Here is a 17,363-nt window from a genome sequence, read left to right on the forward strand (position 1 = left end):
GGATATCGACCATGTGGCATGGCGTGTTGTGCGGCTTGCTGGCGGGCGCCATGTGGGGCATGGTGTTCATCGTGCCGGAATTGCTGACGGCGTTCACGCCGCTGGAGATGGCCTGCGGGCGCTACATCGCCTACGGCCTGATCGCCGGCGGTTTGATGGCGTCGCGCCTGCCCGCGCTGCTGCGCCAGCTCGACCGCGGCGACATGATCGCGATGCTCAAGCACGCGCTGGCCGGTAACATCGTCTACTACATGCTGCTAGCGCTGGGCGTCAAGTTCGCCGGCGTGGCGGCCACTTCGCTGATCATCGGCGTGCTGCCGATTTCCGTCACGCTGGTCGGCCAGAAGGACCACGGCTCGGTACCGCTCAAGCAGCTGATGCTGCCCTTGCTGCTGGTGGCGGCCGGCATCATCTGCGTCAACGTCGACGTCTTCACCCACGACGCTGGCAACGGCGCGCCGCTGGCCGACAAGACCCTCGGCGTGCTGTGCGCCGCCGGCGCGCTGCTGTGCTGGACCTGGTATTCGGTGGACAATGCGCGCTACCTGAAGCGCAATCCGCATTTCAGCAGCGGCGAGTGGTCGGCCCTGTACGGCCTGTCGAGCGGCGTGATCGCGCTGGCGATTGCGCTGGCGGGGCTGGCGCTGTTCCATGCCGACGTGACCGGCGCCGGGGCTGTGGCCAGCGGCCGCGATTGGACGCTGTTCTGGATCGTCAATGCGCTGCTGGCACTGGGCGCATCGGTGATCGGCAACCACCTGTGGAATATCGCCAGCCGCAAGGTGCCGCTGACCTTGTCCGGCCAGTTGCTCCTGTTCGAGACCTTGTTCGCGCTGCTGTACGGCTGCATCTACAAGCAGCAGCTGCCGCGCGGGCTGGAGATCGCCGCCATGCTGCTGCTGGTGGCCGGCGTGACGTGGTCGATGCGCGTGCACGCGCTGGACGAGGCCAGCGAGGCGCACGCCGGCTGATTAGTCGGGCTTGAGGCGTTCCGCCACCAGCCCGGCCATCGCGCCATCCTGCAAGCCCGCCACCACGCCGCGCTGGTCGGCGCCGCTGCGGTTCTGGCTGACCTTCCATTTGCCCACCAGGCTGTCGATCGGGATCTCGATGCCGATGATGGCCTTCATCGTCGCGGCCATGAAATCGGCCGGCGCGTCGTCCAGTTCCCACGGCTGCGGCAGGCCGCCTTCGTGCGCGGCGGTCAGGTGGTCGAGCAGGCGGCGCAGCCAGAACGGATCGTCCACCACCCTGCCCGCGCCGCGTGCCTGCACCATCGCGTAGTTCCAGGTCGGCACCACCTTGTGCGTGGTGCGCTTGGTCTCGTACCAGCTCGGGCTGATGTAGGCGTCCGGTCCCTGGAAGACCACCAGGCATTGCGTTGCCGTCTCCAGCTTGCGCCACAGCGGATTGGCGCGCGCCACATGGGCGCGCAGCACGCCCAGGCCGCTGTCGCCCTCGTCGGCGTACAGCATGAAGGGAATCAGGTCGGCGGTGACGCCGTCGGCATCGGCCAGGATCAGCGTGGCCAGGGGAAAGGCACGCATCAGGCCGTGGCGGACTTCAAGACGGTCTTCGGCGAAAGCGGGTTGCAGGTACATGGCGGGCCGGATGATGTGGACAATAAGGCAAGTGTAGCAGCGGCGCCGCGCTGCCAATAGGGCCAGCCAGGAGCGCCGCCATGGTGCCAGGCCTAATCCAGCAGGCCGTTCTCGCTCAGCACGTCCTGGATCAGCTCCAGGCGCAGCACGGGATTCTCCTGCAGCAGCAGGCGCTGCTTCTCGCCCACGTCCAGCCGCAGCAGCTCGCACCAGCGGTTCGCCACCCAGCCGGCTTCGTCCAGCCGGTACGGTGGCGCCAGCGGCATGTTGGCGGTGGAGATCTGCTTCTTCTGCAGGGAGCGGATCAGCGAGCCCAACGCGTTGGCGACGTCCTGCTGCTCGGTGGGGACGGGTACCACCATGTCTTCGGCGACCTCGTCGACCTCGGCCACCCATAAGCCATGCTTGAGCTTTTCGGCCGATTTGATCTGGAAGCGCGTGGTGCCGACGCAGGAGATTTGCAGCAGTCCCGGCAGCGGCGCGGTCCACTCCAGGATGCGGGCCATGGTGCCGGCGTCGGACAGGGTTTCCTGCATGTCGGGGATGCGCGTTTCGCTGCCCTCGAGCAGCGGGACCACGCCGAATTCCTCGCCGTTGGCGATGCAGCGCTTGACCAGGTCCAGGTAGCGCACTTCAAATACCTGCAACGGCAAATGCCCGTCCGGGAACAGGATGGTATTAAGCGGAAAAAGAGGGATTGATGCCATTCCGCTATCATCGCATGAAATGGCTGTGCTCGGTCTAGACAGACTGCACTAACCTTAGCGCTTCCTTAAGGTCGGCGCAAAACAAGGCCGCGTTTCATCACAAAAGCAACGCTGCACAATATGGCGGCAGTCTGCGCGGCCGGAGTAACGGTGGAAATTAAAGCGGAGAATAATACTGCGGCACCGCGCATCACGGATCGCGTCCCAAAAGAGAAAGGCCGGGGTCGGGGTTTATAAGAATATAAACCCCGACCCCGGCCTTGCAGCGCGCTTGCTGAGTAAGGCTTACTTAATCAGATACTGCTCTTTGTCCTTGCCTTCCAGCCATTTCGGCGCGCGGCCGCGGCCGGTCCAGGTCTGGCCGGTTGCATCGTCACGATATTTGGTTGGCACCGGTGCGCGGGTTTTGACCGTCTTCACCTTGGCCACGCCGCCCAGATCCGCCACGGTCAGGCCGTATTCACGCATGATAGCCGTGACTTTCTCTTTGGCCTGCGCGATTTCATTTTTGCGGGCAGTTTCGGCCAGATTTTCCAGCTCGGCGATCTTTGCTTTGTATTCCTGGTAAGTCGTCATCTTATTTCCTTCTTATCGGCGGGTTAGATTCTAAAAAAACCACTAGTGACAATGTGTGAGAATTGATTAGCGCAATTTACCATAACTTTGCGCTGATTCTCCAGAGATATATGTGACAAATACCAATATAGCGATAAAAACGAATAATTTCCACAACTGTCGTTCAAATGAAGCGCGTATCAGACGCTTTTACGACGGCGCCGCAATACCCAGGTGGAAAGTCCCGTTATAAAGAATAGTGCCGGCAGCAAACCAGCAATCACCATAAGCCAGCGGCCTATGGCGCCGCCAAGTTGGCCTGAATGCAGCGGGAATAAAGACGCCAGGAAGCGGTCGCCGCCGGTACCGGCCAGGGGATTAACTGTTTCAATTACCGCGCCGCTGCGGATATCGATCAGCAGGCGCAAAGTGCCGGTGCGCTGCCAGTCGTCGGCGCGGCGCAGGCGGGCCTGGTACAGGCCGCGGTCGGGCAAGCTTTGCAGCGCAAGCAGCACGGCACCATCGCTCAGGCGCTGCTCGGCGATGGCTTTGGCGTCGTTCCAGGAGATCGTGGTTTCACCTTTTTGCACGGCCGGCATGGCGACGCCGCGGTGCGCGGTGCTGACCGGCGCCACCTGCCCCACCAGCACGCGCGCCAGCTCCGGCAAGCCGTTGTAGAAGCCGGTGACAGCAACCACCAGCATCAGCACCATCGCCAGCAAGCCGGCCGAGCGGTGCAGGTCGAAATGGCTGCGATAGGCGTTCTGGCGCCAGTTGACGTGCAAGGCGCGCTTCCAGCCTTGCGCCGGCGCCGGCCAGGCCAGCAGCAGGCCGGCGATCAGCAGCGCCACCCAGGCCAGCGCCAGCCATCCCAGTGCGGCGCGGCCGGATTTGCCTTGCAGCAGACTGTCGTGCCAGCGCAGCACGGTCGGCACCAGATGGAGGGCGTCAAATCCGACTTCATCGCGATTGCGGCTGCCCAGCAAGGCGCCGCTGCATGAGTCCAGCATGGCTTCGTTGTCGGCGACGCCGGGCGCCTTGAAATACAGGCCGTAGCTGGCGCCGGCATGGGTAGGCAGGTATACCGAGCTGACCTTGGCTTGCGGCCAAACGCGCTGCAGGCTGGCGACCACGCCCGCCACATCCAGCGCGGCGTCGCAGGGCACGGAATTATGGACCAGCTGGGGGTTCAGTTCGGCGTCCAGCTCGTGGCGGAACACCAGCAGGCTGCCGCTCAAGCCGGCCAGCACCAGCAGCAAACCCAGCGTCAGCCCCAGCCAGCGGTGCAGCCACAGCACGCCGGGACGGATGGTCCGGCGCAGGCGGCGCGGCGATCGGTGAGCGTGGTGGTGGGCTGCGGACATTGGACTCGGCTTCAAAAGAGGAGGCCGATTATACTAAAAGCTCACCAAGGATGCGAATAATTCTCAGTTACAAAATCATTCGCACAGCGGCCGGTGCACGATGCCGTCCTTCACCACCTTGCGTATCAGATTGGCCATGCGGCAGGTCGCCGGGCCGGCCACTTCCGGGTTGGCGACGATCAGCGACAGCGACAGCTTGCGGCGCTGCCCCACCCGCAGCGGCAGCGGCTTGAGCAAGCCCTGCTCCAGCTGGGTCTGTATCTTGTGCTCGGCCAGCCAGCCGAAGCCCAGGCCGCTGCATATCATCTCCATGCGCGTGTGCGGACTGGTGACGCTCCAGCGCTGGGTGCTGCTGAGCCAGCCGTGGTCGCGCGGGTTCAGCGTGCCGGAGTCGCGCACCACGATGTGCAGGTTGCGGCTCAGGTCGTCCACCTCCAGCTCGCGGCCCAGCGCGTGCAGCGGGTGGCACGGATGGGCCACGGCGACGAACTCGATATCCATCAGCGTATCGCCCAGGAAGCCGGGCGGCACCCGGCTGACGATGGCGATGTCGGCGCGCTTTTCCAGCAGCGCATCCTCGGAGCCGGACAGCACGGTCTCCTCGAGGTTGACGCGGGTGTGCCTGGCCCACGGCTCGAAATCGCGCAGCACCTGCACCAGCAGCTCGACCGGGAACAGGCTGTCGACGGCGATGCCCACCTGCGGCTCCCAGCCTTCGGACAGGCTGACGGCCAGCTGCTCCAGCTGGAAGGCGTCGCCCAGCAGCTCGCGCGCCTTGGCCAGCAAGGCCTCGCCGCTTTTTGTCAGGCGCGCGCGGCGGCCGTCGATCTCCAGCAATTCCACGCCCAGCTGTTCCTGCAGCTTGGCCACCATGTAGCTGACCGAGGACTGGCTGCGGTGCAGCGCCTCGGCCGCCTGCGCATAGCCGCCGCACTCCACGATCGCCTGCAATACCTGCCATTGCTCCAGCGTGCTGCGGGGGATCTTCACTTCGATTCCATGACGAAGGTGCCGTCCCAGTCGTCGGGCGGCGGGTTGGCCGCCATGTGGCCGCAACGCTCGATGTACAGCGCGGCCACCTTGTCGTGCGGATTGAGCGCCAGCACCTCGTCGAACAGCTTGCCGGCGGCGGCCCAGTTGCGCTTGCGGTAGCTCTGCAGGCCATTGCGGAACAGGCCCATCGCCTCCACCAGGTTCGGGTAGCTGTCCTCGCTGTGGAAGTCCATCACTTCGTAGATCGACACCGGCTGGGTCTTGCCCTTGACCACCACGATGTCCACCTCGCGCAGGCGGTAGGTGCCGCGCAGCGCGCGGTAGGTGAACTCGCTGATGAGGATGCGTGCGCCGTACTGCTTGCAGGCCGATTCCAGCCGCGCCGCCAGGTTCACGCCGTCGCCGATGATGGTGTAGTCCATGCGCTTCTTGGAGCCGATGTTGCCGGACACGACCTGGTCGGTGTTGAGGCCGATGCCGATCTCCACCGGCGGCTTGCCCTCGCGCGCGCGCAGCTGGTTCCACGCGCTCAGCTCATTCATCATGGCGATGGCGGTGCGCAGCGCGCGGTCGGCGTCGTCGTCGTGGCCGACCGGGATGCCGAAGGCGGCCATGATGGCGTCGCCGATGAACTTGTCCAGCATGCCCTCTTCGCGCTGGATGCAGTCGACCATCATCGTGAAGTATTCGTTGAGCAGCGTGACCGTGCCCTGCGCGCCCAGCTGCTCGGTGATGGTGGTGAAGCTGCGGATGTCCGAGAACAGCACCGTAGCCGGCACGTTTTTACCGCCCAGCATTTCAGCGCCGTTGGCCACCATCTGGTCGGCGATGCCGGGGTCCATATAGCGCGACATGGTCGAGCGCAAGCGCTTCTCGCTGGAGATGTCCTCGATCATCAGCATCCAGCCGATGCGCTTCTTCTCCATCGACAGCAGCGGCTGCACGCTGAAGTTGACCGACAGCGTGGCGTCGTCCAGCACCAGCTCGGCGTCCATCAGGTGTTCGGCCGACTGGTTTTCCTCGACGTGGTGCAGCTTGTCCATCACCCAGGTGTTCGCGGCGCCGAAGAAATCCGCCGCCTGGCGGCCGACGATGCCGTCCGCCGCGGTGCGCAGGATGCGCAGGCCGGCAGCGTTGCAGGTGACGATCTTCTCCTGTCCGTCCAGCGTGATGACGCCGTTCGACATCGACTCCAGCATGGCCTCGTTGTAGTTCTTGATCTGCTGGACGTCGGCAAACAGCTTGGCGTTTTCCAGCGCGATCGAGATCTGCGCGGTGAAGGCGCGCAGCCGCGATTCGTCCTCGTGGGTGAACGGACCGCCGCGCTTGTTGAGCACCTGCGTCACGCCGATGATCTTGCCGGCCTTGTTGACGATCGGTACGCACAGGATGGAGCGCGTGAAATAGCCGGTGCGCTTGTCGAAGGCCGGATTGAAGCGCAGGTCGGCGTAGGCGTACGGGATGTTGATGGTTTTGCCGGAGGTGAACACGGCGCCGGCGATGCCGGCCGTGTTGGGCAGGCGGATCTGCAGCGACTCCAGGCCCTGCCCCACTTCCGACCACAGCTCGCCGGTCTTCTCGTCGTTGAGGAACAGGGTTGAGCGCTCGGCGTTGAGCAGGCGCGTGGCCTCGCCCATCACTTTCTGCAGCAGCGAGCCGAGCTTGATATCGGCCGTCACCTCGGACACCACGTCGATGAATTCCATCTCCTGGCGCCGGATCTTCTTCATGCTTTCAAGGAAGCGCGCGCTTTGCAGCGCCAGCGTGCCCTGCGTGGTCAGCGCCTCCAGCAGTTGCAGGTCGGCGCGGGTGAACTTGCCGCGCCGCTTGTTCAGCGTCTGCGACACGCCGATGATCTCGCCCTTGAAGGTCTTGATCGGCACGCACAGGATGTTGCGGGTGACGAAGCCGGTCTGCTCGTCGATGGAACGGTTGAAGCGCGGATCGGCGTAGGCGTCGGCGATGCTCACGGCCTCGCCGGTGGTGAACACGTGGCCGGCGATGCCGGTGTGGTTGAGGAAGCGGATCTCGCGCTGGATATTGCCCTGCGCGACGCGCGAGAACAGCTCGCCCGTCTCGGCATCGTTGAGGAACAGCGTGCCGCGTTCGGCGTCGAGCTCCTCGGTGGTGACGTCGATCAGCGCGGTGAGGATTTCGTCCAGCGTATCGTAGGCGGCCATGCGGCGCGACACTTCCAGCAGCAGCTCGACCTGGCGCAGCCGCTTGCGCTGGGCCCCGGCCATCGCCTGCGCCGATGCGGCCTCGCTCTTGACGAGCGGCTTGGCCGGCACGCTGCGGATCGCGGGCTTGGCACTCATGCGCGGGCCTCCAGCGTGTCGCGCAGGGCGCGGATAGTGTCGTGCAGCTGGGCGACCTCGCCGTGGTGGAGCGTGCTGGCCTGTTGCAGCGCGTCGAGCTTTTCCTGCGTCAGCCGTTCCAGGCTGGTGCGCAGGGCGGCGACGGTCTCGCGCAACTGGGCGATCTCGCTGTGGGCGAAGGACAGGGCGTCCTGCACCGCGTGCTGGCGTTCGTTGTGGGACAGCTCCAGCTCCGAGCGCAGCACGACCACGGTGCGCTGCAAATCACGCACCTCGGCCAGCGCCAGACGCAGGCTGTCGTCGTCGGACTGGATAATCTCGGTAACTTTAGGCTTTTTCAGGGGAGGCCCGCTGCAAGAAGTACATCGCAGCATCATATCACCATGGAATCGCACCAAGGAATCATGCCCTCAAAAACGCTTTTCGATCGTGACGCGCAACTGGGTTTCGCCGCTGGCCACCGTCAGCCGGTTCAGCGTGCCGCTGGGGTCGCTGTACAGGCTTTCCGTGGTGTAGTCCTGTGCCAGCAGGTTGGACACGGCGAAGCGCAGATTGTTCTGGGTGTCTATTTTCCACAACGCGTACAGGTCCAGGTCGCGCCGCACGCTGGTGTAGCCGCCCTGGGTGCCGCTCAGGCGGGCCAGGCCGCCGTTGCGGAAGCTGAAGCTGCTGCCGGTGCTGAGCATGCCGTCCGGGCTCTTGTAGTCGACGCCCAACGTGGCGCTGAGCGGGGTCTGCTGGTCGAGGCGGTTGTCGGGGCCGGGCACGCTTTCCACGCGCGACCAGTTGCGGCTGACGCTGGCGCGCACATCCAGCGCCGGCGCGTGCTCGATCAGCGCGCGCACCGGGAACTTGGCTTCCAGTTCGATGCCGCGGGTTTCGGCGCGGCCGTCGTTGATCGAGGTCGAGACCCAGCGCTGGTCTTCATACAGCAAGCCCTGGTGCGTGTAGTTCTCGATGCGGCGCATCGAGGCGCTGGCGCTCAGCAGGCCGCCCTCGCCCCAGTAGTGTTCGAACGACGCGTCCAGGCCCAGCGCCAGTTCCGGCTTCAGGTGCGGGTTGCCGCGGCGGTCGGGCTCGGTCGGGCTGTTGTTGGTCGAGGTGAACTTGCGGGGAGTCAGGCTGGCCGTCGACGGCGCCTTGTAGGTGCGGGTCAGCGCCAGGCGCAGCTGGTCTTTCTTGTTGGGGAGCTTGACCAGGGTCTGCATCAGCGGGCTGAACACGCTGGAGCGCTGCTGCACGGCGTCGAAGGTGTTGCCGTCGCTGCGCGTGTCCAGGCCCTCCCAGCGCAGGCCGGTGTAGAGCGACCAGCGCGGCGTCAGGTTCCATTCGTCCTGGCCGTACAGCGCCAGCCGCGTGACTTGCGCCGAGAAACCTTCGTCGCTGTTGTCCGGCGTGCTGCCCGGCAGCGCCGCCTCGCGCTGGCTGCGGCTGTCGTCGCGCTGGGTGAAACCGGCGTCCCAGCCCATCGCCAGCGCGTGCTCGGCGGGCGCCTCGCCAAAGGTCAGCGGCCGCGAATACTTGCCCTGGGTGCTGAAGCCCTGCTCGCTGCTGGTCGAGACGACGGTACGCTCCAAGGTGGCCGGCATGCCGTTGTTGCCGCCGAACTGAAGGGAATCGGCGGTGTTGCGGTTGTCGCTGACGGCGGCCTTCAAGTCCAGCCTGGCACCCTCCTCCAGCTTGTGTACCCAGTTCAGGTCGGTGCGGCCGAAGGCGTTGTAGCTGCTGAAGGTGCTGTCGATGCGGTCGTAGTCCGGGCCCTTGCCGAGCGTGGTGGTGGTGCGGCTGTGGCTGTTGCTGGCGAACTGGTTCAGGTTGACGAAGGTTTGCGAGGTCAGCGTGTCGCCGTTGTCCAGCGTCCAGTTGATGCGCGGCGACAGGTTCATGCCGTTGGCGCGGCCCTGGTCGCGCGAGGTGGCGGCGCGGTCCAGGTTGGGGATGCCGGCGGCGTCGGTGCCGCTGTCGAACGACGGCGTCATGCGGTTGTACATATAGCGCCAGGCGTTGCCGCCGAACGAGTAGGAGGTGCTGCCGAGCTTGTCCGACATCTGCAGGCTGGCCGACGGCGAGCTGAACTTGCTGCCCTTGGCCTCGCTGAACTTGACTTCACGCTGGGCCGCCTTCAGCGCCTTCTTCAGCACGATGTTGATGGTGCCGGCGATCGATTGCGTGCTGAACTCGGCGCTGGCGGCGCGCAGCACCTCGATGCGCTCGATGACGTCGGGCGACAGGCTGTCGATAGCGAAGCCGGCCGGCGCGCGCTCGCCGTTGATCAGGATCTGGGTGTAGCCGTTGCCCAGGCCGCGCATGCGGATCTCGCCGCCGCTGCGGCCGGCCGCGCCGCTGACGGTGATGCCGGGTACGCGCTTGAGCACGTCGTTGACCGAGGTGTCGCCGTATTTCTGGATTTCCGCGCTGGAGATGACGGTCTTGCTGGCGGTATCGTCGCGCCGCGCGTCGTAGGTGGCGGCGGCGCCTTTGATTTCCACCTTCTGCATCGGCGCGGCTTCGGCCGGTTTGGCGGGCGCTTCCGGGGCCTCGGCACGGGCGGCGCCGGCGATGAAAATGGACAAAACAGCGGCAGCGATCTGCGTCAGGCGGAGTTGGCGGGCGGGCATAATTCTAGAAAGGCAAGTTGTCGGACAAGTGGGGAGCTTGCATTATGCCTTGTTTGATTCAAAATGTTCCGCATTTAACAAGACAGCCATATTGTTTAGTGCGAATTCCTAAACCCCGGCGCTATAATGCGCGATCGTTCATTGTATGGATACCCTATCGTGTCTCGTCTTGCAGTCCTGCCACACTACCTGCTTCCCAAGGGAGCGTTGACCAATTTTGCCGGCCGCGTGGCCGGTGCCAAGGGCGGCAGCAAGACCACCTGGCTGATACGCTGGTTCGTCGGCAAGTACAACGTCAACATGGACGAGGCGCTCGATCCGGACATCTCCCACTACGCCAGCTTCAACGAATTCTTCACTCGCGCGCTGCGCCCCGAGGCCCGGCCGATCGCAGACGCCGACTTCATCTGCCCGATTGACGGCCGCATCAGCCAGTTCGGCGACATCAAGGACGACCAGATCTTCCAGGCCAAGGGCCACAATTTCAGCACCACCGCGCTGGTCGGCGGCGACGCCGAGCTGGCCGCCAAATTCCAGAACGGCAGCTTCGCCAACCTGTACCTGAGCCCGCGCGACTACCACCGCATCCACATGCCCTGCGACGGCAAGCTGACCCGCATGATCTACGTGCCGGGCGAGCTGTTCTCGGTCAGCCCGGCGGCCGCGCGCGGCATCCCCGGCCTGTTCGCCCGCAACGAGCGCGTGGTGTGCGTGTTCGACACCGCCCACGGCCCGTTCGTGATGACGCTGGTCGGCGCCACCATCGTCGGCAGCATGGCCACCGTGTGGCACGGCGTGGTCAATCCGCCGCGCATGCCGCATGTGTGCGAATGGCAGTACGACGACCAGAATATCGTATTGAAAAAAGGCGAGGAACTGGGCCGCTTCCTGCTGGGCTCGACCGTCGTCATGCTGTTCCCGAAGGACGTGCTGAGCTTCAATCCGGCGTGGCAACCGGCCGGCGCCGTCCAGCTGGGCCAGGCCATGGCTAATTTAACTCGCTGATTCAATTGTCTTTATTGACTCTTGTTTTCACTTGAGATCGACAGCACTAACTTCTCTGCCATACCGAAGACGGATTTTACATTGGAACTTTCAACAGTCCAAACAGGCAATAATCCTCGATCTAGAATAGCGCGATGCAAGCAACCAATAAGACCGTTATTTCTCCGAGGTGTTGCTCCATCGAACTCCAAGGATAAATACGGCCCCGAACACAAGGGAACGAGATGACATAAATCATCTATCTTAGATGTATCACAATATACATCTACATGAGCCGCTTCGATCATTTTAAAAATCACCAGCGGTTCCAATAATAGCAAATCCACCACATCACGGTGTCTCATTAATTTCACTACCCCAGCTTGCCTAATACAAACAGTTCCTAGTTCAATCGGATCGAAACCAAGATTTGAGGCATGTATTGCAGCGATCGCACGCTCAAAAATCTCGTATTGGGGGCCATTCAGTATTTGAAGCTGCTCCATACACCAATTCATCAAAACATCTTTTGGAACAGACATTGATCCCGCATCCCGCTTTGCCGAATTCACTTCAAAGTTAACATATCCAATAAATTCATCTGGAATCCCACCTTGCAATGATGCTGCTAGCCCCCCGATTGTTCGAAGTCCCAGTCTATTCTTATTATGAACCATCGTTGATATCGCAGCCATGCCTAAAATTTTCCCATCAACATACAAGGGACGCATCCTAATAGAATGTTGTTCGATATATGCATTAGTTTCAGTTGCCGAAAACTGATATTTCGCGAATGAAATTCGCTTAAGAAAATTAGAAGAATTCAGCTCTGAAGAAAAATTTACTTTTTCAAAGAACGTACTCTCCCCGAGTTCGTCAAAGATTTTCAAATCAACGTCTAACCCAGCAATAAGTGCACCGATTAGCGCTTGAATATTGGGATAGAGATTAGGCACTCCCGCGTGTCCCGAGTGTATTTCTATCGGCCTTTCCAAGTCAAAAAATTCATTCTTTAACTTTATCCGAATCTGGGTAGAGAGTGTGGGATTAAAATCAGATACCCGTCCTCTCTTAAGGGTTGGCCTAAAGGTCAAACCATTCTTAAATACCAGAGAATTTACATCATCAGCACCAGCATCCCATTTTTTACTAGCTACGGTTACACTTTCCGCAATCATAAATATTGAATAAAAACCAATTCCAAATCGACCAACAGGCTTAAATTTTGACGCCCGAAGGCCGGGAAACTCCTTTTGAACCAATGCTGTTTTCCAAAAACTTGTTCCAAAATCCAACAAAGTTCCTGTGAGCACATCGTAGGACATGCCTAACCCGTTGTCTTCAATATATATCCATTTCTCGGAATTGATTTCCTTCAACCGAATAGTTATAAGTCCTTGGAACATGTCATCAAAGAAAAGTCGCGCGGCGATCGCATCGCGTGAATTTTGGATAATTTCCCGCAAAACAACTTCAACCTTATTGGCATTTTCACCATACAACTTCTCACCGCCGAGATTCCTTACCAATGCCTCGATATTACTAACATGTATTTTGGCATTACAAGGATCCCAGCCTTCCGTGTTAAGCATTCTTGAGATATCATCAACATTATTAGCTCCTTTTACGCAACGGATTTTAAAAGCTGGAGCATTATGGTTTCCTCTTGAAGTCAATAGCAAGTTAGACGCTTTTATTTCAGAGTCCACGATCGATATCGAATCATATGCCACCCACCAGGAATCACAGTCATCCTCTAGATAGGAGGTACTTGAGGTATATAGAATAGATTCTCTATTTACATCCATCTGATCAATATTAGGCCCCATCATTTTATTTTGAGCCTGCCAATGCGACTTTGATATTCCTTTTTGCCGAATTAATGCATATAAAAAATCGGGGGAGCGTGAGTGATTGATATGGGCTGCATCTGCACATCGAAGCAACAAAGCAATTTTTACAGGGTCAACAGGCCATTGTGAATAGTCTGGGGGCGGATTGAATTGCCTTGGCAGTTTGTCGATTAATGTCTGAATATCCCAGTGATGGCTAGCAGCAATCATTCCTATCAGTGGCCCAATATGAATATCTAAAGTTGGATCATCGATTAGCGTTATCTCTTTTCCTGTGTCGGGATGTTTCCACTTCCTTTTTGTCAAGATACTGGCCTGTTGCGCATGTAAACTCCGAAGAGCAGAAAAATCCGCTGCCAACTCTCGCTCTGCGGAAGTCGCGTTAACCATTCTGTCACACTCTACCGCATAGCAATCGCGCCATACATTTCCAGCACGAACTCCAATTTGTCCATCAGAATATGCCTCCCAACACATTGCCGAATCATGTAAGAGAACGGATCCACCAAAAATAAATGCTTCTAAGGGATTTAGGGGGTATTGAGGACCCGCAATCATGTCAGCAACATTCCAAAGCGCATCCAAATGTGTTAGGTCATGTACCGTTAATCCAGGTAAAACTTGTGCAATTCGACTGACCAAATGACCAACCTTGCTTCGAAATTTTGCCAATTCAACAATAAGAAGGTCACATTGCAACGCATGGTCTTGCCGGTTTTTTGGGTTGAACGCTGTTTTCCATAACTCAGTACGCTCCATAGGTATTTCCATCACATCTCCAGTGAAATTCTTAACTACAAGTATAGCGACTAACGCAACATCACTACTGAACGCCTCCTTGATAATTTACTAGGCAACAACCGGCCGGCCTTCCTCGAAGGCGGCCTCCAGCATATCGAGGAAGACCCTGGTCTTGGCCGGCATCAGCCGGCGGCCGGGGAATACCGCCCACCCGGTGACGACCGGGAACGACCACTCCGGCAGCACCCTCACCAACGCCCCCGTCTGTAAATGCTCGCGCGCGAACAGCTCGGTCGAGGCGGCGATCCCCACGCCCGTGGTCGCCATGCGCACCAGCAGCTCCGGCGAGTTGGCCAGCAGACGCACCGGCAACTCGCGCTCCCACTCCGTCTTGCCGCGCAAGAGCTTCCAGCGTATCAGGCCGTTCAGCCGGGGCGGCAGGCTGAGCAAGTCGTGCTTGAACAGGTCGTCCGGATGTTCGGGCAGCCCGCGCAGCGAGGTGTACAGCGGCGAAGCGTACAAGGCGATCTTGCTCAGCGTGACGCGGCGCGCGGCCAGGGATGAATCGTCCGGCAGGTTGCCCATGCGGATGGCCAGATCGAAATTTTCCGCCACCAGGTCGACCCGGCGCGGCGACAGGTCCAGCTCGAGCGAGATGGCCGGGTACTGGCTCATGAAGCGCGTCATCATCGTGCCCATGGCCACGTTGGCGAAGTCGGCCGGCATCGATACCCGCAGCAGGCCGCTGGGGGCGCCCTGCCGGTGCTGCGCCAAGGCACCGGCCTGCTCGGTTTCGTCCGCCACGCGGCGCGCGTGCTCCAGCAGACTGGCGCCGAACTCGGTCAGCACCAGCTTGCGCGTGGTGCGCTGGAGCAGGCGCTCGCCCAGATGCGCCTCCAGCGCCGAAATCCGGCGCGATACCGTCGATTTGGGCAGCTGCACCCGCTGCGCCGCCAGGCTGAAGCTGCCGCATTCGACGATGCGGGCAAATAACAGCAGGTCGCCAGGGTCGATTTCCACGCATTTTCTCCTTCATTGTTCCATCAGTGGATTAATGTTATCCATTTTAACGACTTCCGGAATGAATTTGAAACGATTAAAGTAACTCCATCGCAGCACAAACCCAACATCAGGAGCAAAACCATGAACATCTTGCAAATCAACTCCAGCGCCCGCAGCACCGGTTCCGAATCCACCCGCCTGGCTGACGCCATCGTCGCCAAGGTCCGCGCCGCCAATCCAGCCGCGACGCTGCAGCGCCGCGACCTGGCAGCCGATCCGCATCCGGTGATCGACGAGCCGACCTTGCAAGCCCTGTTCACCCCGGCCGACCAGCGCACCGAAGCCCAGGCCGCCCGCGTGGCGCTGGACGACGCGCTGATCGCCCAGGTCCAGGCTGCCGACGTGATCGTCATCGGTGCGCCGACCTACAACTTCGGCATCACCGCGCAGCTGAAAAGCTGGTTCGACGCGATTGCCCGCGCCGGCGTGACCTTCAAGTACGGCCCGACCGGCCCGGTCGGCCTGCTGACCGGCAAAAAAGTGTATGTGGCGCTGGCCCGTGGCGGCATGCACCGCGACGCGCCGACCGACACGCAACTGGCACACATCAAGATGTTCCTGAACTTCGTGGGCCTGACCGATGTGCAATATGTCTTCGCCGAAGGCCTGGGCATGGGCCCGGAAGCGGTGGCCAAGGCACAGGCGTCGGCAGAAGCAGAGATCAACGCAGTACTGGTGTAAGCCCCCCCCCGCAAGCGTTTAGCGATACGCCTGCCTCACCACTTAAGGGTCAGACCCCGTGCGGGGTCTGACCCTGCCTGGCAGTGCGGGTTAACAGCAACGAAAACCAAGGAGCATGACATGACCGATCAAGTAAACACCCCCCGCAGCGTAGAGCGCGTTATCAGCGGCCAGGCCGTAATGGACGGCGCAGGCGTCAAGATCAATCGCGTTCTGACACAGCCCTTGCAACGCCGGCTGGACCCGTTCCTGATGCTGGATAATTTCGGCAGCGACCAGGCCAACGACTACATCGCCGGCTTCCCCAGCCATCCGCACCGCGGCTTTGAAACCGTGACTTACATGCTCGAAGGCCGCATGCGTCACAAGGACAGCGCCGGCAACGAAGGCTTGCTGACCAACGGCGGCGTGCAATGGATGACCGCCGGCCGTGGCGTGATCCACTCGGAGATGCCCGAGCAGGAAGAAGGCGTGATGGAAGGCTTCCAGCTGTGGCTGAACCTGCCTGCCAAGAGCAAGATGCAGGCGCCGTGGTACCGCGATTTCAATGGCGCCGATGTGCCGGCCTTTACCACGGCCGACGGCGTGGCGGTCAAAGTCATCGCCGGCAGCAGCCACGGCGTGGCAGGTGCGGTGCAGCGCGAGGTGACGGAGCCGATCTACCTCGACATCCATCTGCCTGCCGGCGCCAGCTTCAGCCAGGCGCTGCCGGAAGGCCACAACGCTTTCATCTTCACGTATCGTGGTGAGGTGAGCGTCGGCGACAAGGCGGTGGCGTCGGGCCGGATGGCGATCCTGGCGAATACCGCAGGCGCCGATGGTGTGACGGTGCACGCGGCGGAAGCCAGCCGGCTGATCCTGGTGGCCGGCCAGCCGTTGAACGAGCCGATCGCGCAGTACGGCCCGTTCGTGATGAACACGCAGGCCGAGATCTTCGCCGCCGTTGAAGATTTCCGCGCCGGCAAGCTGGGCGAGGAAGCCCACGCATAAGGTTGCAACAGCCGCCGGACAAATACACTGCCCGGCGGCTGCCTATTTCGATAAGGTCCTCTAGCTTTCCTTGTGCTTGTCGCGTACCGCAAGCAAGCCACGCATCAAGCGCTTCAACGCAGCTTCCTTCCAACGAGTAGCGCAACGCGATCAAACATTATCGACTCCTGGCGAATTGGCAGTGCTAACGTGATTTTACGTCTTGATGGCAAATGCCCGGACACCGTAGCAAAAGCGTCTGATGCGCATCAGGTCCGGTAGAGTGTCGTCACTCAGGATAAAATGCCGACATGATGCCCACTATCCTCAAATGGCTACGTTACCTGAGCCACGTTCTCGGCTTTGAGACGGCCGACTCCTTCCCGCCCGGCCATCCGTACGAACGGACACACTGGGACGGCGCCTATTTCGACATCGCCTCCGACGTCAAGCCGGACCAGATCGAGGGCCGCCTGTGCGAGGCGATCGACAATACGCCGCTGGTGTTCGGCTACATCACCAACCCGACGCCGCGCATGCAGCGCGCGCTGCTGGCAATGCTGGAAGAGCGCATGCGCAACAACCGTGGCCGCGCCAGCGAACTGGCGGCGCTGCTGGTGGCCGCCTACGACAGTCCGCATATCACCGAGGTGATCCCCGGCCTGCGCGCCGCCATCGCCGCCACCCGCCACGAGGACATGGGCGAACGCGCGCGCAGCGTCATGGCCTTCCTCAGTTCGATGCAGTCGCCGTTCGATGTGATCGAGCTAAATTAAAGCAAGCTCGTCACGCTCAGACGTATGCATATGGGGAGCGCCGCCCGGCTCCACGGTACTTCCCGCAATGACCGATCCGCTCCCCACCACTCCCCTGCTCCATGGGAACCACATAGTTCCGGTATCAGCCGCGTATTCTCA

The 17,363-nt window shown here is 61.1% G+C and carries 15 protein-coding genes; 5 read left to right on the plus strand and 10 right to left on the minus strand.

What is annotated here, in order from left to right; translation table 11 throughout:
- Nucleotides 1-11 precede the first annotated feature (11 nt).
- On the plus strand, nucleotides 12-971 hold the full coding sequence (locus tag ACEN9O_RS27430; RefSeq protein ID WP_495614956.1) for a DMT family transporter: 960 nt from the start codon (nucleotides 12-14) through the stop codon (nucleotides 969-971).
- Here ACEN9O_RS27430 and ACEN9O_RS27435 read toward each other — a convergent pair whose 3' ends face one another.
- From ACEN9O_RS27435 to ACEN9O_RS27470, 8 genes are all read right to left on the minus strand, one after another.
- Nucleotides 972-1,601, minus strand: a complete 630-nt coding sequence (locus ACEN9O_RS27435) for an FMN-binding negative transcriptional regulator (RefSeq protein ID WP_495614957.1) — start codon at nucleotides 1,599-1,601, stop codon at nucleotides 972-974.
- A 92-nt stretch (nucleotides 1,602-1,693) separates the two neighbouring features.
- Nucleotides 1,694-2,308 (minus strand): LON peptidase substrate-binding domain-containing protein, encoded by a 615-nt coding sequence (locus ACEN9O_RS27440; RefSeq protein WP_495614958.1) that lies wholly within the window; start codon nucleotides 2,306-2,308, stop codon nucleotides 1,694-1,696.
- Nucleotides 2,309-2,593: 285 nt separating this feature from the next.
- Nucleotides 2,594-2,884, minus strand: a complete 291-nt coding sequence (locus ACEN9O_RS27445; protein WP_161085055.1) for an H-NS histone family protein — start codon at nucleotides 2,882-2,884, stop codon at nucleotides 2,594-2,596.
- A 179-nt stretch (nucleotides 2,885-3,063) separates the two neighbouring features.
- Nucleotides 3,064-4,227: a PepSY-associated TM helix domain-containing protein gene (locus ACEN9O_RS27450; RefSeq protein WP_495614959.1), complete on the minus strand. Its 1,164-nt coding sequence runs from the start codon at nucleotides 4,225-4,227 to the stop codon at nucleotides 3,064-3,066.
- Between the two features lie 75 nt (nucleotides 4,228-4,302).
- Complete coding sequence (locus ACEN9O_RS27455; RefSeq protein WP_495614960.1) at nucleotides 4,303-5,217, minus strand: LysR family transcriptional regulator; 915 nt, start codon at nucleotides 5,215-5,217, stop codon at nucleotides 4,303-4,305.
- A complete protein-coding gene (locus ACEN9O_RS27460; protein ID WP_495614961.1) occupies nucleotides 5,214-7,538 on the minus strand; it encodes a GAF domain-containing protein in 2,325 nt (774 codons plus the stop codon). The genes ACEN9O_RS27455 and ACEN9O_RS27460 overlap by 4 nt, the downstream gene beginning before the upstream one ends.
- Nucleotides 7,535-7,915 carry a hypothetical protein gene (locus ACEN9O_RS27465; protein ID WP_495614962.1) on the minus strand — a complete coding sequence of 127 codons (381 nt, stop codon included), beginning with the start codon at nucleotides 7,913-7,915 and terminating at the stop codon, nucleotides 7,535-7,537. The genes ACEN9O_RS27460 and ACEN9O_RS27465 overlap by 4 nt, the downstream gene beginning before the upstream one ends.
- 33 nt (nucleotides 7,916-7,948) lie before the next feature.
- On the minus strand, nucleotides 7,949-10,111 hold the full coding sequence (locus ACEN9O_RS27470) for a TonB-dependent receptor plug domain-containing protein (protein WP_495614963.1): 2,163 nt from the start codon (nucleotides 10,109-10,111) through the stop codon (nucleotides 7,949-7,951).
- Nucleotides 10,112-10,312: 201 nt separating this feature from the next.
- On the opposite strand from ACEN9O_RS27470, the gene asd reads away from it, so the two are divergent.
- A complete protein-coding gene (gene asd / locus ACEN9O_RS27475; RefSeq protein WP_495618548.1) occupies nucleotides 10,313-11,161 on the plus strand; it encodes an archaetidylserine decarboxylase in 849 nt (282 codons plus the stop codon).
- A gap of 11 nt (nucleotides 11,162-11,172) precedes the next feature.
- On the opposite strand, the gene ACEN9O_RS27480 is transcribed toward asd, so the two are convergent.
- Together ACEN9O_RS27480 and ACEN9O_RS27485 are read right to left on the minus strand one after the other, a co-directional pair.
- A complete protein-coding gene (locus ACEN9O_RS27480) occupies nucleotides 11,173-13,764 on the minus strand; it encodes an HD domain-containing protein (RefSeq protein WP_495614964.1) in 2,592 nt (863 codons plus the stop codon).
- A gap of 78 nt (nucleotides 13,765-13,842) precedes the next feature.
- Nucleotides 13,843-14,754: a LysR family transcriptional regulator gene (locus tag ACEN9O_RS27485; protein WP_495614965.1), complete on the minus strand. Its 912-nt coding sequence runs from the start codon at nucleotides 14,752-14,754 to the stop codon at nucleotides 13,843-13,845.
- Nucleotides 14,755-14,877: 123 nt separating this feature from the next.
- Here ACEN9O_RS27485 and ACEN9O_RS27490 point away from each other — a divergent pair, with 123 nt between their 5' ends.
- From ACEN9O_RS27490 to ACEN9O_RS27500, 3 genes are all read left to right on the plus strand, one after another.
- On the plus strand, nucleotides 14,878-15,477 hold the full coding sequence (locus tag ACEN9O_RS27490) for an FMN-dependent NADH-azoreductase (RefSeq protein WP_495614966.1): 600 nt from the start codon (nucleotides 14,878-14,880) through the stop codon (nucleotides 15,475-15,477).
- A gap of 120 nt (nucleotides 15,478-15,597) precedes the next feature.
- A complete protein-coding gene (locus ACEN9O_RS27495) occupies nucleotides 15,598-16,467 on the plus strand; it encodes a pirin family protein (protein WP_495614967.1) in 870 nt (289 codons plus the stop codon).
- Nucleotides 16,468-16,757: 290 nt separating this feature from the next.
- Nucleotides 16,758-17,222 (plus strand): hypothetical protein, encoded by a 465-nt coding sequence (locus ACEN9O_RS27500; protein WP_495614968.1) that lies wholly within the window; start codon nucleotides 16,758-16,760, stop codon nucleotides 17,220-17,222.
- Nucleotides 17,223-17,363 lie beyond the last annotated feature (141 nt).

The organism is Duganella sp. Dugasp78 (assembly GCF_059491455.1).

Coding starts and splice junctions, on each gene's coding strand:
- ACEN9O_RS27430 (WP_495614956.1), top strand. CDS start 12: ATGTGGCATGGCGTGTTGTGCGGCTTGCTGGCGGGCGCCATGTGGGGC.
- ACEN9O_RS27440 (WP_495614958.1), bottom strand. CDS start 2,308: ATGGCATCAATCCCTCTTTTTCCGCTTAATACCATCCTGTTCCCGGAC.
- ACEN9O_RS27450 (WP_495614959.1), bottom strand. CDS start 4,227: ATGTCCGCAGCCCACCACCACGCTCACCGATCGCCGCGCCGCCTGCGC.
- ACEN9O_RS27500 (WP_495614968.1), top strand. CDS start 16,758: ATGATGCCCACTATCCTCAAATGGCTACGTTACCTGAGCCACGTTCTC.
- ACEN9O_RS27465 (WP_495614962.1), bottom strand. CDS start 7,915: ATGATGCTGCGATGTACTTCTTGCAGCGGGCCTCCCCTGAAAAAGCCT.
- ACEN9O_RS27480 (WP_495614964.1), bottom strand. CDS start 13,764: ATGGAAATACCTATGGAGCGTACTGAGTTATGGAAAACAGCGTTCAAC.
- ACEN9O_RS27460 (WP_495614961.1), bottom strand. CDS start 7,538: ATGAGTGCCAAGCCCGCGATCCGCAGCGTGCCGGCCAAGCCGCTCGTC.
- ACEN9O_RS27435 (WP_495614957.1), bottom strand. CDS start 1,601: ATGTACCTGCAACCCGCTTTCGCCGAAGACCGTCTTGAAGTCCGCCAC.
- ACEN9O_RS27445 (WP_161085055.1), bottom strand. CDS start 2,884: ATGACGACTTACCAGGAATACAAAGCAAAGATCGCCGAGCTGGAAAAT.
- ACEN9O_RS27490 (WP_495614966.1), top strand. CDS start 14,878: ATGAACATCTTGCAAATCAACTCCAGCGCCCGCAGCACCGGTTCCGAA.
- ACEN9O_RS27495 (WP_495614967.1), top strand. CDS start 15,598: ATGACCGATCAAGTAAACACCCCCCGCAGCGTAGAGCGCGTTATCAGC.